Source organism: Rubrivivax sp. A210 (assembly GCF_904426505.1).
Lineage (GTDB): Bacteria > Pseudomonadota > Gammaproteobacteria > Burkholderiales > Burkholderiaceae_C > Rubrivivax.
The window spans coordinates 141,787-157,878 of record NZ_CAJGBN010000072.1; the positions used below are offsets into that span (position 1 = coordinate 141,787).

General features: G+C 70.6%; 12 protein-coding genes. 9 read left to right on the forward strand and 3 right to left on the reverse strand.

The window, feature by feature from the left end:
* Positions 1-19 precede the first annotated feature (19 nt).
* From JMV16_RS23780 to JMV16_RS23810, 7 genes are all read left to right on the forward strand, one after another.
* Positions 20-1,780: a hypothetical protein gene (locus JMV16_RS23780; RefSeq protein WP_201496816.1), complete on the forward strand. Its 1,761-nt coding sequence runs from the start codon at positions 20-22 to the stop codon at positions 1,778-1,780.
* A gap of 52 nt (positions 1,781-1,832) precedes the next feature.
* The gene (locus tag JMV16_RS23785) at positions 1,833-3,071 is read left to right on the forward strand and encodes a pyridoxal-dependent decarboxylase, exosortase A system-associated (RefSeq protein WP_411565066.1); all 1,239 of its coding nucleotides are present in this window, start codon (positions 1,833-1,835) and stop codon (positions 3,069-3,071) included.
* Between the two features lie 64 nt (positions 3,072-3,135).
* Positions 3,136-5,538 carry a hypothetical protein gene (locus tag JMV16_RS23790; protein WP_201496817.1) on the forward strand — a complete coding sequence of 801 codons (2,403 nt, stop codon included), beginning with the start codon at positions 3,136-3,138 and terminating at the stop codon, positions 5,536-5,538.
* A gap of 78 nt (positions 5,539-5,616) precedes the next feature.
* The gene (gene yajC / locus JMV16_RS23795; RefSeq protein ID WP_201496818.1) at positions 5,617-5,949 is read left to right on the forward strand and encodes a preprotein translocase subunit YajC; all 333 of its coding nucleotides are present in this window, start codon (positions 5,617-5,619) and stop codon (positions 5,947-5,949) included.
* Positions 5,950-5,997: 48 nt separating this feature from the next.
* Positions 5,998-7,869 carry a protein translocase subunit SecD gene (gene secD / locus JMV16_RS23800; RefSeq protein WP_201496819.1) on the forward strand — a complete coding sequence of 624 codons (1,872 nt, stop codon included), beginning with the start codon at positions 5,998-6,000 and terminating at the stop codon, positions 7,867-7,869.
* Positions 7,870-7,883: 14 nt separating this feature from the next.
* Entirely contained in the window at positions 7,884-8,918 is a 1,035-nt protein-coding gene (gene secF, locus JMV16_RS23805; RefSeq protein ID WP_201496820.1) for a protein translocase subunit SecF, read from the forward strand.
* A gap of 46 nt (positions 8,919-8,964) precedes the next feature.
* Entirely contained in the window at positions 8,965-11,355 is a 2,391-nt protein-coding gene (locus JMV16_RS23810; RefSeq protein WP_201496821.1) for a DUF1631 family protein, read from the forward strand.
* Positions 11,356-11,372: 17 nt separating this feature from the next.
* Here the strand turns inward: JMV16_RS23810 and JMV16_RS23815 are convergent, their stop codons facing one another.
* The 3 genes from JMV16_RS23815 to JMV16_RS23825 all read right to left on the reverse strand — a co-directional run bounded on the left by JMV16_RS23815 (position 11,373) and on the right by JMV16_RS23825 (position 14,276).
* Positions 11,373-11,825 carry a DUF494 family protein gene (locus JMV16_RS23815; protein ID WP_201496822.1) on the reverse strand — a complete coding sequence of 151 codons (453 nt, stop codon included), beginning with the start codon at positions 11,823-11,825 and terminating at the stop codon, positions 11,373-11,375.
* A 100-nt stretch (positions 11,826-11,925) separates the two neighbouring features.
* On the reverse strand, positions 11,926-13,053 hold the full coding sequence (gene dprA, locus JMV16_RS23820) for a DNA-processing protein DprA (RefSeq protein WP_201496823.1): 1,128 nt from the start codon (positions 13,051-13,053) through the stop codon (positions 11,926-11,928).
* Between the two features lie 29 nt (positions 13,054-13,082).
* Positions 13,083-14,276 (reverse strand): LysM peptidoglycan-binding domain-containing protein, encoded by a 1,194-nt coding sequence (locus JMV16_RS23825; protein WP_411565067.1) that lies wholly within the window; start codon positions 14,274-14,276, stop codon positions 13,083-13,085.
* Between the two features lie 287 nt (positions 14,277-14,563).
* Here JMV16_RS23825 and def point away from each other — a divergent pair, with 287 nt between their 5' ends.
* Together def and fmt are read left to right on the forward strand one after the other, a co-directional pair.
* The gene (gene def / locus JMV16_RS23830) at positions 14,564-15,091 is read left to right on the forward strand and encodes a peptide deformylase (RefSeq protein ID WP_201496824.1); all 528 of its coding nucleotides are present in this window, start codon (positions 14,564-14,566) and stop codon (positions 15,089-15,091) included.
* Entirely contained in the window at positions 15,088-16,023 is a 936-nt protein-coding gene (fmt, locus tag JMV16_RS23835) for a methionyl-tRNA formyltransferase (protein WP_201496825.1), read from the forward strand. Before def ends, fmt begins: the two co-directional genes overlap by 4 nt.
* The last annotated feature ends 69 nt before the right edge of the window (positions 16,024-16,092 follow it).

Below are 16,092 nucleotides of genomic sequence, written 5' to 3' on the forward strand. Positions count from 1 at the left end.
GGCCCTACCTGAGTACACGATGGCCCTGCTGGTAGCGATCACGCCCGGCGTTGCCGCCCAGGCCGAGGCCGCCGCGCTCTCGCAACAGGCCCTCGCGTCGGCGCGCATGCAGGGGCATGGCGATCCCGTCCTGTTGACGTGGACTGGCGGCCAGGCGATGTGGTTCGACACGCCGGGCAATGCTGGCGCCGCTGGCGCCTGCCTGGTGGAGGGGTCGCGGTTCGCGGCCTATGTCGGCACCGTTCATTGGCGCGGGCTCACGCGTTCGGCGCTGCTGCGGCGCCTGCTGGAGGCCGGACCCGACCCGGCCAGCCTGCCGCTGCGCGAGCTTGCCGGTTCGTACACCATGCTCATCGGCGATGCCCACCGCGCCTGGCTGTTCAACGATGCGGTCGGGCTGCACAAGACCTATGCCAGGAGCGACCGGCGCCTGTATTCGACCTCGCTGCTGCTGTGCCGCAGCACGCTGCAGCGGCCACGCCTGAACCGGCTGCGCGCCCAGGAGTTCGTGCTGCTGGGTGCCAACCACGCCAACGAGACGCCGCTGGCCGACATCGAAGTCTGCGACCCGACGCTGGCCCTCGAGCTGGGAACCGGCTCAGGGGTGGCGGTCCACCGGCCCGAGGATTGGCGGCAGGCCACGCCGCCGGCCACGTTCGACCAGGCGGTGGAGCAGGTGGCCTCCAGTCTGCTGGACGATGGTCGCAGCATGGTCTCGGCCTTTGGCAGCAAGATCGGCATGGCGCTGTCCGGTGGCTTCGACTCGCGCCTGATCCTGGCCGTGCTCGACAGCCTGGAAGTGCGGCCGGCGCTTTATGTCTACGGCCGCGAAGGCGATGCCGATGTGCAGATCGCCAGCGCCAAGGCCGCGGACCTGGGCCTGGCCATCCGCTGCATCGACAAGTCGGTGCTGAACGCCGGCCAGCCCGCGTTCGATGCCGCCGGACTGCGGGCGAGCCTCGGCTTCTTCGACGGCCTGCCCACCGATGGGGTCTTCGACCGCGGTGCCGACCGCCTGACGCGCTTGCTGCAGGTCGAGGGCGGGACGCTCAACCTGAATGGCGGCGGCGGCGAAATCCTGCGCAACTTCTTCTACATCCGCGACCGCGCCTACACCGCCGATGAACTGGTGGGCGTTTTCTATTCGAACTGGGTGCCGCAGGCCGTGCCGTCACCGGAGGACCGGCTGGCGCTGCGGGCGGCCTTGGGAAGCGGCATCCTGGCCTGCCTGGGATTCGATTCAAATGCTGCCGCCACGACGGCCCGGCGCCTGTCGCGCAGCGATGTCGAACTGGTGTACTCGCTGTACCGTCTGCGCTACTGGATGGGGCGAAACAATTCGGTGGCGTCGCGCTACGGCGATTTCCTGACGCCCCTGCCTCACCCCGGGCTCGTCAGCCTGGCGGCACGCATACCCATACGCTGGAAGACCTACGGCCAGCTCGAAAGCGCGGTGATCAACCGGCTTTCGCCGCGGGTCGCCGACGGCCCGAGCGACTACGGCTTTTCCTTCGCCAGCGGCCCCCATCTGGCGCATCGGATGCGGCTCGCGGGTACGCTGGTCCGCCCGGTCGCGTTGCGGCGGGCCTCGACGGCCATACGCCATGCGCTGGGCCGCAGCGCGCAGGCGCGGGCACCGGCCGAGTGGACGGCGGCCTTGCCGGATGCGGAGGTGGACTGGATCGATGTGCGCTACCTGTCGGACACGGCCCAGTTGAACCGCCTGATGACGCTGCGGGCGCTGTTGTCACCCTCTTTCGACCCTGTCGCCGCCGCATGACCGCGGCTGACCGCGCGCCTGGCGGCGCGCAGGCATTTGGAGCATTCGAGCCATGAAGGAGACGAGCAAACCCGTCCACGCAGCCATGGACGCCTTTGCCACCGCCGCCGGCGAATTGCATGTGGGCGGCCAGCCGGTCACGAGGCTCGCCGCCCGCGTCGGCCAGACCCCCTTCTACGCCTACAGCCGCAGCCTGCTGCGTGCCCGCGTGGCCCAGCTGCGCGCGGCGTTGCCGCCGCAGATCAAGCTGCACTACGCGATGAAGGCCAACCCGATGCCGGCCGTGGTGCAGTTCATGGCGGGCCTGGTGGACGGCATCGATGTCGCCTCGGCCGGCGAATTGAAGGTGGCGCTGGATGCCGGCGCCAACCCGGCCGAGGTGAGCTTTGCCGGGCCGGGCAAGCGCGACATCGAGCTCCAGCAGGCGGTGGCCGCGGGCGTGCTGGTGAATGTCGAATCGATGCGCGAGCTGCCGGTGCTGGCCGCAGCCTCGCAGGCCCTGGGCCTGCCGGCGCGGGTGGCGGTGCGCGTCAACCCCGATTTCGAGCTCAAGGGCTCGGGCATGAAGATGGGCGGCGGACCCAAGCAGTTCGGCGTCGATGTCGAGGTCGTGCCCGAGATGCTGGCCTGGATGGCGCGCGAGGGCCTGGCGTTCGAGGGTTTTCACCTCTTCGCCGGCTCGCAGAACCTGCGCGCCGAGTCGATCTGCGAGGCACAGCTCAAGAGCTACGAGCTGGCGCTGCGGCTGGCCGCAGACGCACCGGCGCCGGTGCGCTTTCTCAACCTCGGCGGCGGTTTCGGCATCCCTTACTTTCCGGGTGAGCAGCGGCTGGACCTGGCACCCATCGGCGCCAACCTGGCGGCGCTGACCGAGCGGGCGGCGGCCGACCTGCCGCAGGCGCACCTGGTCATCGAACTGGGCCGCTACTTCGTCGGCGAGGCCGGCGTGTACATCACGCGCATCGTCGACCGCAAGGTCTCGCGCGGCCACACCTACCTGATCACCGATGGCGGGCTCAACCACCACCTGTCGGCATCGGGCAATTTCGGCCAGGTGATCCGCAAGAACTACCCGGTGGCCATCGCCAACCGCATGGAGGGGGCCGAACGCGAGACGGTCTCGGTGGTGGGCCCGCTGTGTACGCCGCTGGACCTGCTGGCCGACCGCATGGAACTGCCGCGCGCCGAGGTCGGCGACCTGGTGGCCGTGTTCCAGTCGGGGGCCTATGGCGCCAGTGCCAGCCCGCAGGCCTTTCTGGGGCACCCGGTGTGCGTGGAAGTGCTGGTCTGAGCCCAGACACACGACAGTCCCTGCGGACTGTCGTGGGGCTGGCGAATGTCCGCGCAGGGCTCGCATGCGCGGGCTGAGGCATCCGCTGCGGCAGGGCGTTGCCGCGTTGCTGGCTCTGGCCTGCGCCGCCTGCGGTCTGTGGCTGGCGGCCCACCACCCGCTGTCGCCCGCGCTGGCGTTGGTGGGCGTCGTGGCCGCGGCGGCGGCGGCCTTCTGGCGCCCGACCTGGGCGCTGGCCGGCCTGCTGGCGCTGCTGCCCTGGGCCGGGTTGATGCCCTGGACCGGCTGGCTGGTGGTGGAAGAGTTCGATCTGCTGGTGTTGGCCGTGGCGGCCGGCGGGCATGCGCGCATTGCCGCCGGCTGGCCGGCCCAGCCCACGGCGCGAATGCGCCTGGCGCGCGCCTGGCTGCTGGGGGCGCCGCTGTTGGCGGCCACCGCGCTGGCCGCGGCCATCGGCGTGGCCGATGCCGGCGGCCTGGCCTGGGGCTGGTGGCAGGGCTATCACGAGCCGCTGAACAGCCTGCGCCTGGCCAAGCCGCTGCTGGCGGTGGCGCTGCTGCTGCCGCTGTGGCGGGGCGCCTGGCGCGCCGATGCCGCCGCGGCCACCTGGGCCTTCCAGGCCGGCATGGTGGGCATGTTGGGTGCCACGGCGCTGGGCGTGGTCTGGGAGCGGCTGGCCTTCACCGGGCTGCTGGATTTTTCCAGCGACTATCGCGCCACCGGCCTGTTCTGGGAGATGCACGTCGGCGGCGCCGCGCTCGACGCCGTGTTGTCTGCCTCGCTGCCCTTTGCCCTGCTGGCCTGGCGCTCGGCTGCGACGCCGCGGCGTTGGGCGCTGGTGGCGCTGGTCTGCGCGCTCGGCCTCTACGCCGCGCTGGTGACCTTTTCGCGCATCGTCTACCTGGGGGTGCCGCTGGGCCTGGGCTGCACGCTGGTGCTGCTGGCGCGGCAGCAGCAGCGCCAGGGGCAGGCGGTGGCACCGACCTGGGTCACGGTGGCGGTGGCGGCCGCCCTTTACCTGGCGCTGGCCTGGTGGCTGTTTCCGGGTAGCGGCTGGCGCGGCCAGGTGACGCTGCTGGCGGCGGTGGCGCTGTTGCTGCCGCTGGCCACCCTGCCTAGCCGCAGCCGCACGCCCTGGGTGCCGGCGGCGCTGGTGTTCGGCCTGCTGGCGGTGATGGCCGTCGCTGCCCTGGTGCTGCTGGCGCCCAAGGGCGCCTACCTGGCGTTTGCGCTGGCCTGGCTGGCCACTGCGACGTCGCTGTGGCGTGGGCGCGGCGGCGGCCTGGGCGCGGTGGTGCTGTCCTGGGCCGGTTTTGCCGGCGTGCTGGCAGCGCTGGCGGCGGTGGGCCTGCACTGGGGCGAAGGCGAGGGGCTGGAGCGCAGCCTGCCCGTGGCGCTGGTGCTGGCAGCGCTGGCTGCCTATGCGCGACGCGATCCGCCCTGGCCGGCTGACTGGCGCTGGCAGGGCCGGCTGCTGGGGTTGTGCCTGCTGGTGTCGGCGGTGGTGGGCGTGTTCGGCGCCGGCGCCTACATGGGCGACCGCATGACGGCCACGCGCCAGGACGGCGAGGACCGCCGCACCCACTGGCGCGAAGCCCTGGGGCTGTTGCGCTCGCCCGCCGAGCAGTTTCTGGGCAAGGGCCTGGGGCGCTTCACGGCGCAGCGCGCGATGTCGGGCCAGACTCAGGACCAGATCGGCGACGCCAGGCTGCGCGAGAGCGACGACGGCGCCCGCTGGGTGGTGCTGAGCGGGGGCAAGCACATGCTGGGCTGGGGGGCGGTATTCCGCCTCTCGCAGCGGGTTGCCGTGCCGCAGGGAACGGCCCGGCTGCGCCTGCGCCTGCGCACCGAGCAGGCGGCGGAGATCCAGGTCGACCTGTGCGAGAAGCATCTGCTCTACAACGCAGCCTGCCTGGGCGGCCAGCGTCACTTGAAGCCGGCGGCCGGGCTGTGGCAGACGCTGGAATGGCCGCTCAAGGGCGAGGCCATCAGCGGTGGCCCCTGGTACGCGCCGCGCCTGGTGGTGCTTTCCATCGGCGTCGGCACGCCGGGCGCGCGCATCGAGGTCGACGATCTGAGTCTGGTCGACCCGCGCGGCGAGATGCTCGCCAACGGCGCCTTTGAGCGCGGCCTGGCGCGCTGGTTCGTTACCAGCGATCACAACCACCTGCCATGGCATGCCAAGAATGTGGGCGTGCATGTGCTGTTCGAGCAAGGCCTGCTGGGCGCGGTGGCGGTGCTGGTGCTGCTGCTGCCGGCGCTGTGGCGCGTCACGCTGGGAGCGGCGCGCCACCACCGGCTGGCGCCGCCGCTGGCCGGGGCCATGCTGGGCCTGCTGGCCGTGGGCATGGTCGACAGCCTGCTCGACATCCCCCGTGTGGCCTTTGTCGCATGGTGGCTGTTGCTGGTGGCCGTGACGCTGCCCGGGCATCGCCCTGCCGGACCGGCGCCGCGCCGCGCCCCCTAAAATGCGCGATTCGCCCGCTCTCGCCGGGTCCGACTCCCGCCCGCCCCAGGGCCCCGCCCGAACCAAGGACCGACAGCCGTGTTCATTTCGCAAGCCATTGCCCAGACCGCCCCGGCCGCCGCCGCCGGGGGCGACGCCCAATCCTCGCTGCTCAGCATGCTGCCGCTGGTGCTGATGTTCGTGGTGCTGTACTTCATCATGATCCGGCCGCAGATGAAGAAGCAGAAGGAGCACAAGGCCATGATCGAGGCCGTCGCCAAGGGCGACGAGGTGGTCATTGCCGGCGGCGTGCTCGGCCGCGTCTCCAAGCTCGGCGAGACCTACATCCACGTCGAGGTGGCCAAGGAAGTCGAACTGCAGGTGCAGCGCGTCGCCATCGTCCAGGTGCTGCCCAAGGGCACCTTCAAGTAACGGCACAGGCGCGGCCCTGCGGCCGCGCTGCCAGCCCCGGGAACTCTGATGAACCGCTACCCCTGGTGGAAGTACGCGATGCTGGGCGTCGCGCTGCTGATCGGCCTGCTCTACACCCTGCCCAATCTCTACGGCGAGGCCCCTGCCGTCCAGGTGTCCGGGGCCAAGTCCACCGTCAAGGTGGACGCCGCGATGATCGAGCGCGTGCGCCAGATCGTGCAGGCGGCCGGGCTCAAGCCCGACTTCGTGCAGTTCGACGGCAACTCGGTGCGCGCCCGCTTTTCCGACACCGACAACCAGATCAAGGCCAAGGACGCCATCTCCAAGGCGCTCAACCCCGATCCGGCCGACCCGCGCTACATCGTTGCGCTCAACCTGGTCTCGCGCACGCCCGAATGGATGGCCGCCATCCACGCGCGCCCGATGTCGCTGGGCCTGGACCTGCGCGGCGGCGTTCACTTCCTGATGCAGGTGGACATGCGCGCCGCGCTCAAGCAGAGCGTGGACACCTACGCCAGCGACGCGCGCACCGCGCTGCGCGAGAAGCGCGTGCGCTTCGGCGGCATCGCCCGCGAAAGCAACGGCATCACGGTCTCGGTGCCCGATGCCGAGCAGGCCAAGCTGGCGCGCGACATCCTGTTCGACCGCCTGCCCTCGATGGACTGGACGCAGGAGCCGGTGGACGGCGGCGGCCAGCGCGTGCTGGGCCGGCTCTCGCTCAAGGCCATCGCCGACATCCAGAAGCAGGCACTGACGCAGAACATCGAGACCCTGCACAAGCGCGTCAACGAGCTCGGCGTGGCTGAGCCGGTGATCCAGCAGGAGGGCGCTGACCGCGTGGTGGTGCAGCTGCCCGGCGTGCAGGACACGGCGCGCGCCAAGGACATCATCGGCCGCACCGCGACGCTGCAGTTCCGCCTCGTCGAGACCGACACCGCCAGCGCTGGCGAAACCGTGCCGCAGCGGGCCCAGGCCGGCGAGACCTCCACCCGCATGGTGGGCCTCAAGCGCGAGGTCATCGCCACCGGCGAGCAGCTCAAGCAGGCCGCCGCCACCATCGACAAGGACCAGCGCCCCGCCGTCAGCGTGCGCCTGGACGACGTCGCCGGCCGCGCCATGCGCGCGGTGACGCGCGAGAACCTGGGCAAGCCCATGGCCATCGTGCTCTACGAGAAGGGCAAGGGCGAGGCCGTCTCGGTGGCCACCATCCAGGGCGAGTTCGGCACCGATTTCCAGATCACCGGCAACTTCACGCCCCAGGAAACCGCCGACATCGCACTGCTCACGCGCGCCGGCGCGCTGGCCGCGCCGATGGAGATCATCGAAGAGCGCACCATCGGCCCCAGCCTGGGCGCCGAGAACATCGCCAAGGGCTTCGACAGCGTGATCTACGGCTTTGCCGCCATCGCCATCTTCATGTGTGCCTACTACCTGCTGTTCGGCATGTTCTCGTCGCTGGCGCTGGGCTTCAACCTGTTGTGCCTGGTGGCGGTGCTGAGCATGCTGCAGGCCACGCTCACGCTGCCCGGCATCGCGGCCATCGCCCTCACGCTGGGCATGGCCATCGATGCCAACGTGCTGATCAACGAGCGCGTGCGCGAAGAGCTGCGCGGCGGCGCCAGCCCGCAGCAGGCCATCCACTCGGGCTATGAGTTGGCTTGGGGCACCATCCTCGACTCCAACGTCACGACCCTGATCGCCGGCCTGGCCCTGCTCACCTTCGGCTCGGGCCCGGTGCGCGGCTTCGCGGTGGTGCATTGCCTGGGCATCCTGACCTCGATGTTCTCGGCCGTCGTCTTCTCGCGCGGCCTCGTCAACTTCTGGTACGGACGCCAGAAGCGGCTGAAGTCGGTCTCCATCGGGCAGGTGTGGCGGCCGGACGGCGCCGCGCCGGCGGCCACGGTCGAAGCCGAAGCCTGAAGCAGGACTGAATCATGGAATTTTTTAGGATACGCAAAGACATCCCGTTCATGCGCCATGCGCTGGTGCTGAACATCGTCTCCTTCGTCACCTTCGGGCTGGCGGTGTTCTTCCTCGTCACGCGCGGGCTGCACCTGTCGATCGAGTTCACCGGCGGCACGCTGATCGAGGTGCAGTACGCGCAGCCGGCCGATATCAACCGCGCCCGCGCCACCGTCGAGGCCATGGGCTTCGGCGAGGTGCAGGTGCAGAAGTTCGGCACCGCACGCGATGTGCTGATCCGCCTGCCGGTGCGCAAGGACGTGAAGCAGGCCGACGTGGCCGGCCGCGTCTTCGAGGCGCTGTGCAAGGTCGAGAGCGGCACTGCAGGCACCAAGCAGTACACCACGCCCCAGGGCGAGCAGGTGAGCCGGCCTTCCTGCGCCACCGCCGGCGGCCAGGAGCCGCTGACGCTGACGCGCACCGAGTTCGTCGGTCCTTCGGTCGGCGCCGAACTCTACGAGAACGGCGCCTGGGCGCTGCTCGTCACGGTGCTGGGCATCATGGCCTATCTGGCGGTGCGCTTCGAGTGGAAGTTTGCGCTCGCCGGCATCGTGGCCAACCTGCACGACGTGGTCATCATCCTGGGCTTCTTCGCCTTTTTCCAGTGGGAGTTCTCGCTCGCCGTGCTGGCCGCCATCCTGGCCGTGCTGGGCTATTCGGTGAACGAGTCGGTGGTCATCTTCGACCGCATACGCGAGGCCTTCCGGCGCTTCCGCAAGCTCACCACGCCCCAGGTCATCGACCATGCCATCACCAGCACCACCAGCCGCACCATCATCACCCACGGCAGCACGCAGATGATGGTGCTGTCGATGCTGGTCTTCGGCGGCCCGACGCTGCACTACTTTGCCATCGCGCTGACCATCGGCATCCTGTTCGGCATCTATTCGTCGATCTTCGTTGCCGCAGGCATCGCCATGTGGCTGGGGGTGAAGCGCGACGATCTGGTGAAGATAGGGGGCGAGAAGGCCGACCCCGACGATCCGAATGCCGGGGCCGTGGTGTAGAGTGGTTTCGCTCCCCTAGCCACCAGCAGTTCCAAAACCCCTCCACATGGCCACCCGCGCCTCGCCCGACTCCATCGCCGGCCAGGCGCGCAGGCTCTATGTCGAAGAGCTGGTCAAGGGCCTGTCGCCGCTGGTGCAGACCGTGCTCGACGGCGCCAAGTCGCTGCTCGACAAGCCCTGCGAACACACCATCTTCCAGCGCCGCCGCGCCCTGGTGCAAGGCCTCACTGGCGGCGCTCAGGCCTGGCACCGCGGCATCGTCATCGGGCTGCGTCAGGTGCTGCAGCAGGGCGTGGGCGGCACCCGTCTGGGCGATCTGGCGGCGGCGCCCGGCGCCCGCGACGCACTCAGCCTGGTGCCCGACGACACCATCGAGCTGGAGATCGTGACCTCGCGCCTGGCGCTGGCGGTGATGGACCGCGCTTCGTGGGAGTTTGCCGACCTGCGCTCGCGCATTGCCCACCTCGAGACGCGCAACGAGCTCGATCCCAACGACATGCTGCGCGCCCATGTGCTGGCGCGCCTGGTCTTCGACGCCTGGCGCAGCGCCGGGCTCGACCTGGAAGGCTGGCGCGAGATGCAGGCCACGCTGCACGACGAATTCGCGCTGCTCGTCGAGGAGTGCTACCACGAGGCCAACCGCTGGCTGATCGAGCAGAACGTGCTGCCCGAGGTTGACCTGCGCCCCTTCATCCGCCGCGCCCGCGCCCATCCCGGGGCCGGCGGTGGCGGCGGCGGTTGGCAGGGCGGTGCGGGCGGCGGCGGTGCGGGCGAGCCCACACGCGCCGGCCCGAGCTCTGCCTTCGGCCCGATCTCGCAGTTCGGCTCCGCTCCGGGGGGCGGGCGCTACGGCAGCTGGGCGGGTGGTGGCGATCCGCGTGGCGGTGGCGTCGGTGAAGAGACGCGCATGATGACGCGCGGTGCACCGCTGGCGCGCAGCCGCGAGCATGCCGAGGCGGTGCTCGGGCGGCTGAACCGGCTCATTGGCCGCCATGTGCCCGATTTCGCGCCGTCCACCCGCGCCGGCGACCTGCCGCGGCGCACGGCGCCGATGTCGCCCGGCCTCGCCCTGGCGATAGACCAGGCCGAGCGTGGCCTGCGCCAGCGCCTGGCACCGGCCGCGGCCGGCGGCGGCATGATGGTCACCGCGCCGGTGCTGCTGGAAGAACTGCACCAGCGCAAGCAGGTGCTCAAGAAGGCCGCGGCCTCGCCCGAAGAGCGCGCCACCATCGAGATCGTCGCCCTGCTGTTCCAGAGCATCCTCACCGAAGAGCGCATACCGGCCAGCGTGCGCGTCTGGTTTGCGCGCCTGCAGATGCCGGTGCTGCGCGTGGCCGTCTCCGAGCCCGACTTCTTTGCCACCATCGACCACCCGGCGCGCCGCCTGATCGACCGCATGGGCGCCTGCGTGATGGGCTTTGACGGCACCGGCACGGTGGGCGAGGCGCTCGAGAAGGAAATCAAGCGCGTGGTGCAGGTGGTCGAGGCCTACCCCGACACCGGCAGGCGCGTCTTCCAGACCGTGCTCACCGAGTTCGAGAAATTCCTCGAGCACTACTTCAAGAACGAGAACGAGGCCACGCGGCGCGGCGTCTCGCTGGCCCAGCAGGTCGAGCAGCGCGAGACCATGGCCATCCAGTACACGATAGAGTTGCGCCGCATGCTCAACGAGGTGCCGGTGCAGGAGGGCGTGCGCCAGTTCCTCTTTCACGTCTGGGCCGATGTGCTGGCCACCACGGCCGTGCGCTACGGCGCCCAGGGTCAGCAGACCAAGACCATGAAGCGCGCCGCCGCCGACCTGATCTGGAGCGCCAGCGCCAAGGTCACGCGCGAAGAGCGCGCCGAGGTCATACGCCGCCTACCCCTGCTGCTCAAGAGCCTGCGTGAGGGCATGCTTTCGGCCGGCATGGACTCGGCCAAGCAGGACGAGCACATCCAGCAGCTCAACAACTCGCTCGCCGCCGCCTTCACGGCCAAGGCCGCGGTGATCCCCGACGACCGCCTGCGCGAGCTGATGGAGCGGCTGGAGACGTTGGAAGAGTTGTTGCCCGACGCGGCCGATGTCGAGGTCGACGAATCGATGGTGCTCGATCTGTCGGGCCACCGCAATTCCGAGCTGGAGGTGGTGCTCGAGGGCGGCTCGATGCCGACGCCGGCGATGGTGGCCTGGGCGCGCGAGCTGCAGGTGGGCAGCTGGTACATGCTCGACCGCGGCGGCCACAGCGAGCCGGTGCAGCTGGCCTGGCACGGCATGCGCAAGCAGCTCAGCCTCTTCGTCACGCCCCAGGGGCGCTGTGTGCTGTTCCAGCAGCACCGGCTGGCCAGCTATCTGCAGGCCGGCCTGCTGCTGCCGGCGCAGGACGAGGCGCTGACGGTGCGCGCCACACGCAGTGCGCTGGCCAAGCTGGATGTGGATGCGTCGCGGCTCTTGAACTGAGCCGCTGGCCGCCGGCGTCAGTGGATGACGCGGTCCTCGCTGGCGACGAACAACTCGTCGAGCACCAGCGCATCGGGTTCCTCGCCCAGGCTCCAGAAGACCATCAGCACGATGATCTTCAGGTCTTCCAGGTCGAGCGGGCCGTCGCCGACGGCCAGGGCGCGATCAATCACCATCTCGCGCATGGGCGCGGGCATCACGCCCGAGGACTCGAGGAACATGATGAAGCCCATCGAGGCCTCGCCCAGCGCCTCTTGCTCGGCCGCGGTGTAGATGCGCATGCTCTCGGGCACCGGGCTGCCGGTGCAGGCCTCGGCGCTCGTGGCCAGGCCATCGAGCCAGCGCAGGGCGTCCTGGATTTCCTCGTTGTCGAAACCGACGGCCGAGAGCTTGCGGCTCAATTGCTTGGGCTCGGGGCAGGCGTCCGGACGCCAGTAGTTCTCGTAGAGATAGACCAGGACGTCGAACATGGTGATTCCACTATACCCGAGGCCGCCACGGCCATGTCACACGAGTCGGGGGGGCTGGCCGGCCTGAAGTGAGGACTGCCCAATTCAGTGGCTGTTGCCCTCAGGCGCGGCCCAGACGCTGGTAGAGGCCGCCGGCCATGCGCGCGACCTGGCCGTCGAACTCGAGCTCGAGCAGGCGTGCCGTCAGCTCGGCCGTGGGCCAGCCGGTGCGGGCCAGCAAGGCATCGAGCGTCGCCGGTGCGTGGCCCAGGGCGCGCAGCAGCGGGTCGGATTCATCGCCATCGCCGGCCGCGGTGGGCGTTGGTTTCGTTGCCGTTGCCGTCCTGATGCCGGCCAGTTCCTCGACGATGTCCTCGGCCGTCTCCACCAGCTTGGCGCCCTGGCGCAGCAGCGCGTGGCAGCCGCGCGACTGCGGCGCGTGGATGGAGCCCGGCACGGCGAAGACCTCGCGGCCGGCCTCGGCGGCCAGGCGGGCGGTGATCAGCGAGCCCGACTTGAGCGCCGCCTCGACCACCAGCGTGCCCAGCGCGAGACCGGCGATGAGGCGGTTGCGCTGCGGAAAGTGCTCGGCCAGCGGCGGCGTGCCGGGGGCGTATTCGCTGAGCAGGGCGCCGCGCTCGGCGATGCGCCGCGCCAGCTCGCGGTGACGCGCCGGGTAGACCAGGTCGAGGCCGGTGCCGACCACGGCGACGGTGGCGGCGCCTCCGGCCGCCGCGCCGGCCAATGCGCCTTCGTGGGCCGCGCCGTCGATGCCGGCGGCCAGGCCGGAGATCACCACCCATTGCCGCTCGCTCAATGCGCGGCCGAAGGCGCGGGCGGTCTCCAGGCCTTGCGGCGTGGCGTGGCGGCTGCCGACCACGGCGATGGCGTCGGCAGCCAGCAGCTCCGGCGGCCCCTGCAGATAGAGCATCAGCGGCGGGTCGGCGGTCTGCAGCAGGCGGCTTGGGTAGCGCGGGTCGCCCAGCGCCAGCAGGTGTCGGGCCTCGCCGCCGCCGCGCCAGCGCTGCACGGCCTGCCAGCGTTCGTTCAGCTGCGGTGGCGTGGCGGCCAGCGCATCGGCCACCGCCGCGCCGGCGATGGCGCGCAAGGCGCTGCGGCCGGCGCCGAACACGGCGGTGGGCGAGCCGCAGGCGGCCAGCAGGCGCCGCGCCGTCTCACGGCCGACGCCGGGGGTTTCGAGCAGGCGAAACCAGGCTTCGTAATCCTCGTCCGGGGCAGCGTTGGCCACGGCGGAAAGTACGGACGCGGGCGCCTTGCTTAAGGCTGCGAGATGCGGTCGCCGGCGCGCACCGGCTCTTTCACGGTCAGGATGAGCGCATAGCTCACGCGCTCGAAGACGCGGAAGACAAAGAGCATGCCGTGGCGCTCGTCGGGCAACTGCATCGCGACGCGGCTGCCGTTGGTGGTGTCGGTGGCCGCCTTGCCACTGCGCCACAGGGCCAGCACATGGCCGCGCTCGATGTTGTCGCGCGAGCCGCGGTTGATGGCCACGACCTGGTTCTGCCCGGCACGCAGCCCATCGCCGTAGATCGAGACGATGTGGCCTTCGATGTTGCCGGCTGGCGGGTGCGGCACGTAGGCCACGAGTTCCTGCTGCGGCACCGGCGACAGGCGGTCGCCGACGCCAGCTTCGAGCCGGGTGCTGGTGACCTTGAAGGTGGCCGGCACGATGGTGGCGCCTTCGCTGCCCGGCTGCGCCACCTCGGCCGTGCCGACGAAGCGGCCTTCATAGCCCAGCACCTCGCGCGTGAGGGGGTCGGCCAGCGGCGTGAGCTGGCGGAACAGACGGAAATCGCTGGCGCCGGCGAGGTCGCCGCGCACATAGGCGGTTTCGCCGCGCGAGACCATCACGCGGCCCTCCTGCGTGGCGACGATGCGCGGCGCCTTGTCCAGCGCATTGGTGTCGAAGACCACGGCCTCGGTGAGGAAGGGGCCGATCAGGTGCAGCGGGATGGCGGCGATGGCGCCATTGGCCAGCAGATCCTTGCGGATGCGCGGCGAGAGCTTGACGGTGTTGCCCGGCATCGTGCCCGGTGCGCCATTGGCCAGGCGCAGGCGGGCGCGGCCGTCGAGCTTTTCGAGCACCAGCACCTGGCCCGGGAAGATGAGGTGGGGGTTGCGGATCTGCTCAAGGTTCATGCCCCACAGCTCGGGCCAGCGCCAGGGGCTTTTGAGGAAGAGGGTGGAGATGCCCCACAGCGTGTCGCCGGGCTGCACCGTGTGGGAGTCGGGCGCATTGGGCACCAGATCGGACAGCGGCACGCCGGCCTGGGCGACACGCTGCGCGGTGTCGCGCCATTCGGGCGCGATGGGCATGCGGCTGGGTTGGGCTGTCGCGCTGCCTTGCAGCGCCGCGGCCAGCGCCAGCAGGCCGACCAGTTCGGCGGCCACACGGGTGACCCTGGGGGCGGCCTGCCCGCCGCGGCGGCATTGAGGTGCGGTGTTGCTGATCACGCTGTGGGTCTCCCGGCGGCGCGGCGGCCGCTGCCAAAATGCCGCGCGGCAAATGGTGTTGAGTGCGCCGCGCGTGCGTCTCGCGATAGTGCGGCGACAATGCTCATATGGTTTCACAGATTCTGCCCGTAAACCCTTGATGCCGCAAACAAACTGAGGCCTCGCGGCAGCGCGCATCCGGCCATTCCACGGCCGCGCGTTGCACCCCGTCCACAGCTGTTGCCAGCTGTTTCCCGGCGCCGCGGCCGCACACGTTCTGGCACTTTCCCTTGCTCTTGTCCGCCATGGCCATCCTGCCCATTCTTCGCTTTCCCGACCCCCGCCTGCACACGGTGGCCCGCCCCGTGCAGGTGGTCGACGAACGCATCCGCGCCCTCGTCGACGACATGCTGCAGACGATGTACGGCTCCGACGGCGTCGGCCTCGCGGCGACCCAGGTCGACGTCCACGAGCGCCTGATCGTGATGGACACCTCCGAGCAGCACAACCAGCCCCTGGTGCTGATCAACCCCGAAATCGTGCGCCGCAGCGCCGAGATGGCGGTCAACGAGGAGGGCTGCCTCTCGGTGCCGCAGATCTACGACAAGGTCGAGCGCCACGCCCGTGTCACCGTGCGCGCCCTCGGCCGCGACGGCGAGCCCTTCGAGTTCGATGCCGAGGGCCTGGCCGCGGTCTGTGTGCAGCACGAGATGGACCACCTGATGGGCCGCGTCTTCGTCGAATACCTGAGCCCGCTCAAGCGCGACCGCATCCGCACCAAGATGCTCAAGAAGACGCGCGAGGAGCAGCGCGACAGCAAGCCGCGGGCATGAGGATCGCCTATGCCGGCACGCCGGAGTTCGCACGCCTGGCGCTGCAGGCCCTGATCGAGGCCGGACACGAGATCGCCCTCGTGCTGACCCAGCCCGACCGCCCCGCCGGCCGTGGCCTGAAGCTGCAGCCCTCGGCCGTCAAGCAATGCGCGCTGGCCCATGGCCTGGCGCTGGCCCAGCCGCGCGGCCTGCGCCTGGATGGCCGCTGGGCCGACGACGCCGCCGCCGCACAAGTGGCACTGCAGCAGGCCGCGCCCGAGCTGATGGTGGTGGCCGCCTACGGCCTGATCCTGCCGCCCTGGGTGCTGGCGCTGCCGCCGCGCGGCTGCCTCAACATCCACGGCTCGCTGCTGCCGCGCTGGCGTGGCGCCGCGCCCATCCAGCGCGCCATCGAGGCCGGCGATCTGGAGACCGGCATCACGCTGATGCAGATGGACGCCGGCCTCGACACCGGCGACATGCTGCTGGTCGAGGCCACGCCCATCGCCGACGATGACGACGCCAGCACGCTACACGACCGCCTGGCCGCCATCGGCGCGCGCCTGGTGGTTGACGGTGTGGCGCGCCTGCAGGCCGGCACGCTGGACGCCACGCCCCAGCCCGCCGAGGGTGTCACCTATGCGCGCAAGATCGAGAAATCCGAGGCGGCCATCGATTGGCGCCAGGGCGCGGCCGAGATCGAACGCCGGCTGCGCGCCTTCGATCCCTTTCCGGGCGCCACCGCCGAGCTCGCGGGCCAGCCGGTGAAACTGTGGCGCGGCCGCGCCGTGCATGGGCAGGGCGAGCCGGGTCGCATGCTCGCGGCTGCCGACGGCCGCCTGGTCGTGGCTTGCTGCGAGGGCGCGCTCGAAGTCCTGCAGTTGCAGCTGGCCGGCGGCCGACGCATCACGGCCCGCGATTTCCTGCAGCGCCATCCGCTGGCGCTGGGCTGAGCCTGCGGCTCAAGGCGGCACCGCGGCCGGCCGATAAACCGGCTGCTGCTCCCGGTTCTTCCTGGCCCT

Coding starts and splice junctions, on each gene's coding strand:
- JMV16_RS23810 (WP_201496821.1), top strand. CDS start 8,965: ATGGCCACCCGCGCCTCGCCCGACTCCATCGCCGGCCAGGCGCGCAGG.
- JMV16_RS23790 (WP_201496817.1), top strand. CDS start 3,136: ATGCGCGGGCTGAGGCATCCGCTGCGGCAGGGCGTTGCCGCGTTGCTG.
- JMV16_RS23785 (WP_411565066.1), top strand. CDS start 1,833: ATGAAGGAGACGAGCAAACCCGTCCACGCAGCCATGGACGCCTTTGCC.
- secF (WP_201496820.1), top strand. CDS start 7,884: ATGGAATTTTTTAGGATACGCAAAGACATCCCGTTCATGCGCCATGCG.
- JMV16_RS23780 (WP_201496816.1), top strand. CDS start 20: ATGGCCCTGCTGGTAGCGATCACGCCCGGCGTTGCCGCCCAGGCCGAG.
- def (WP_201496824.1), top strand. CDS start 14,564: ATGGCCATCCTGCCCATTCTTCGCTTTCCCGACCCCCGCCTGCACACG.
- fmt (WP_201496825.1), top strand. CDS start 15,088: ATGAGGATCGCCTATGCCGGCACGCCGGAGTTCGCACGCCTGGCGCTG.
- secD (WP_201496819.1), top strand. CDS start 5,998: ATGAACCGCTACCCCTGGTGGAAGTACGCGATGCTGGGCGTCGCGCTG.
- JMV16_RS23815 (WP_201496822.1), bottom strand. CDS start 11,825: ATGTTCGACGTCCTGGTCTATCTCTACGAGAACTACTGGCGTCCGGAC.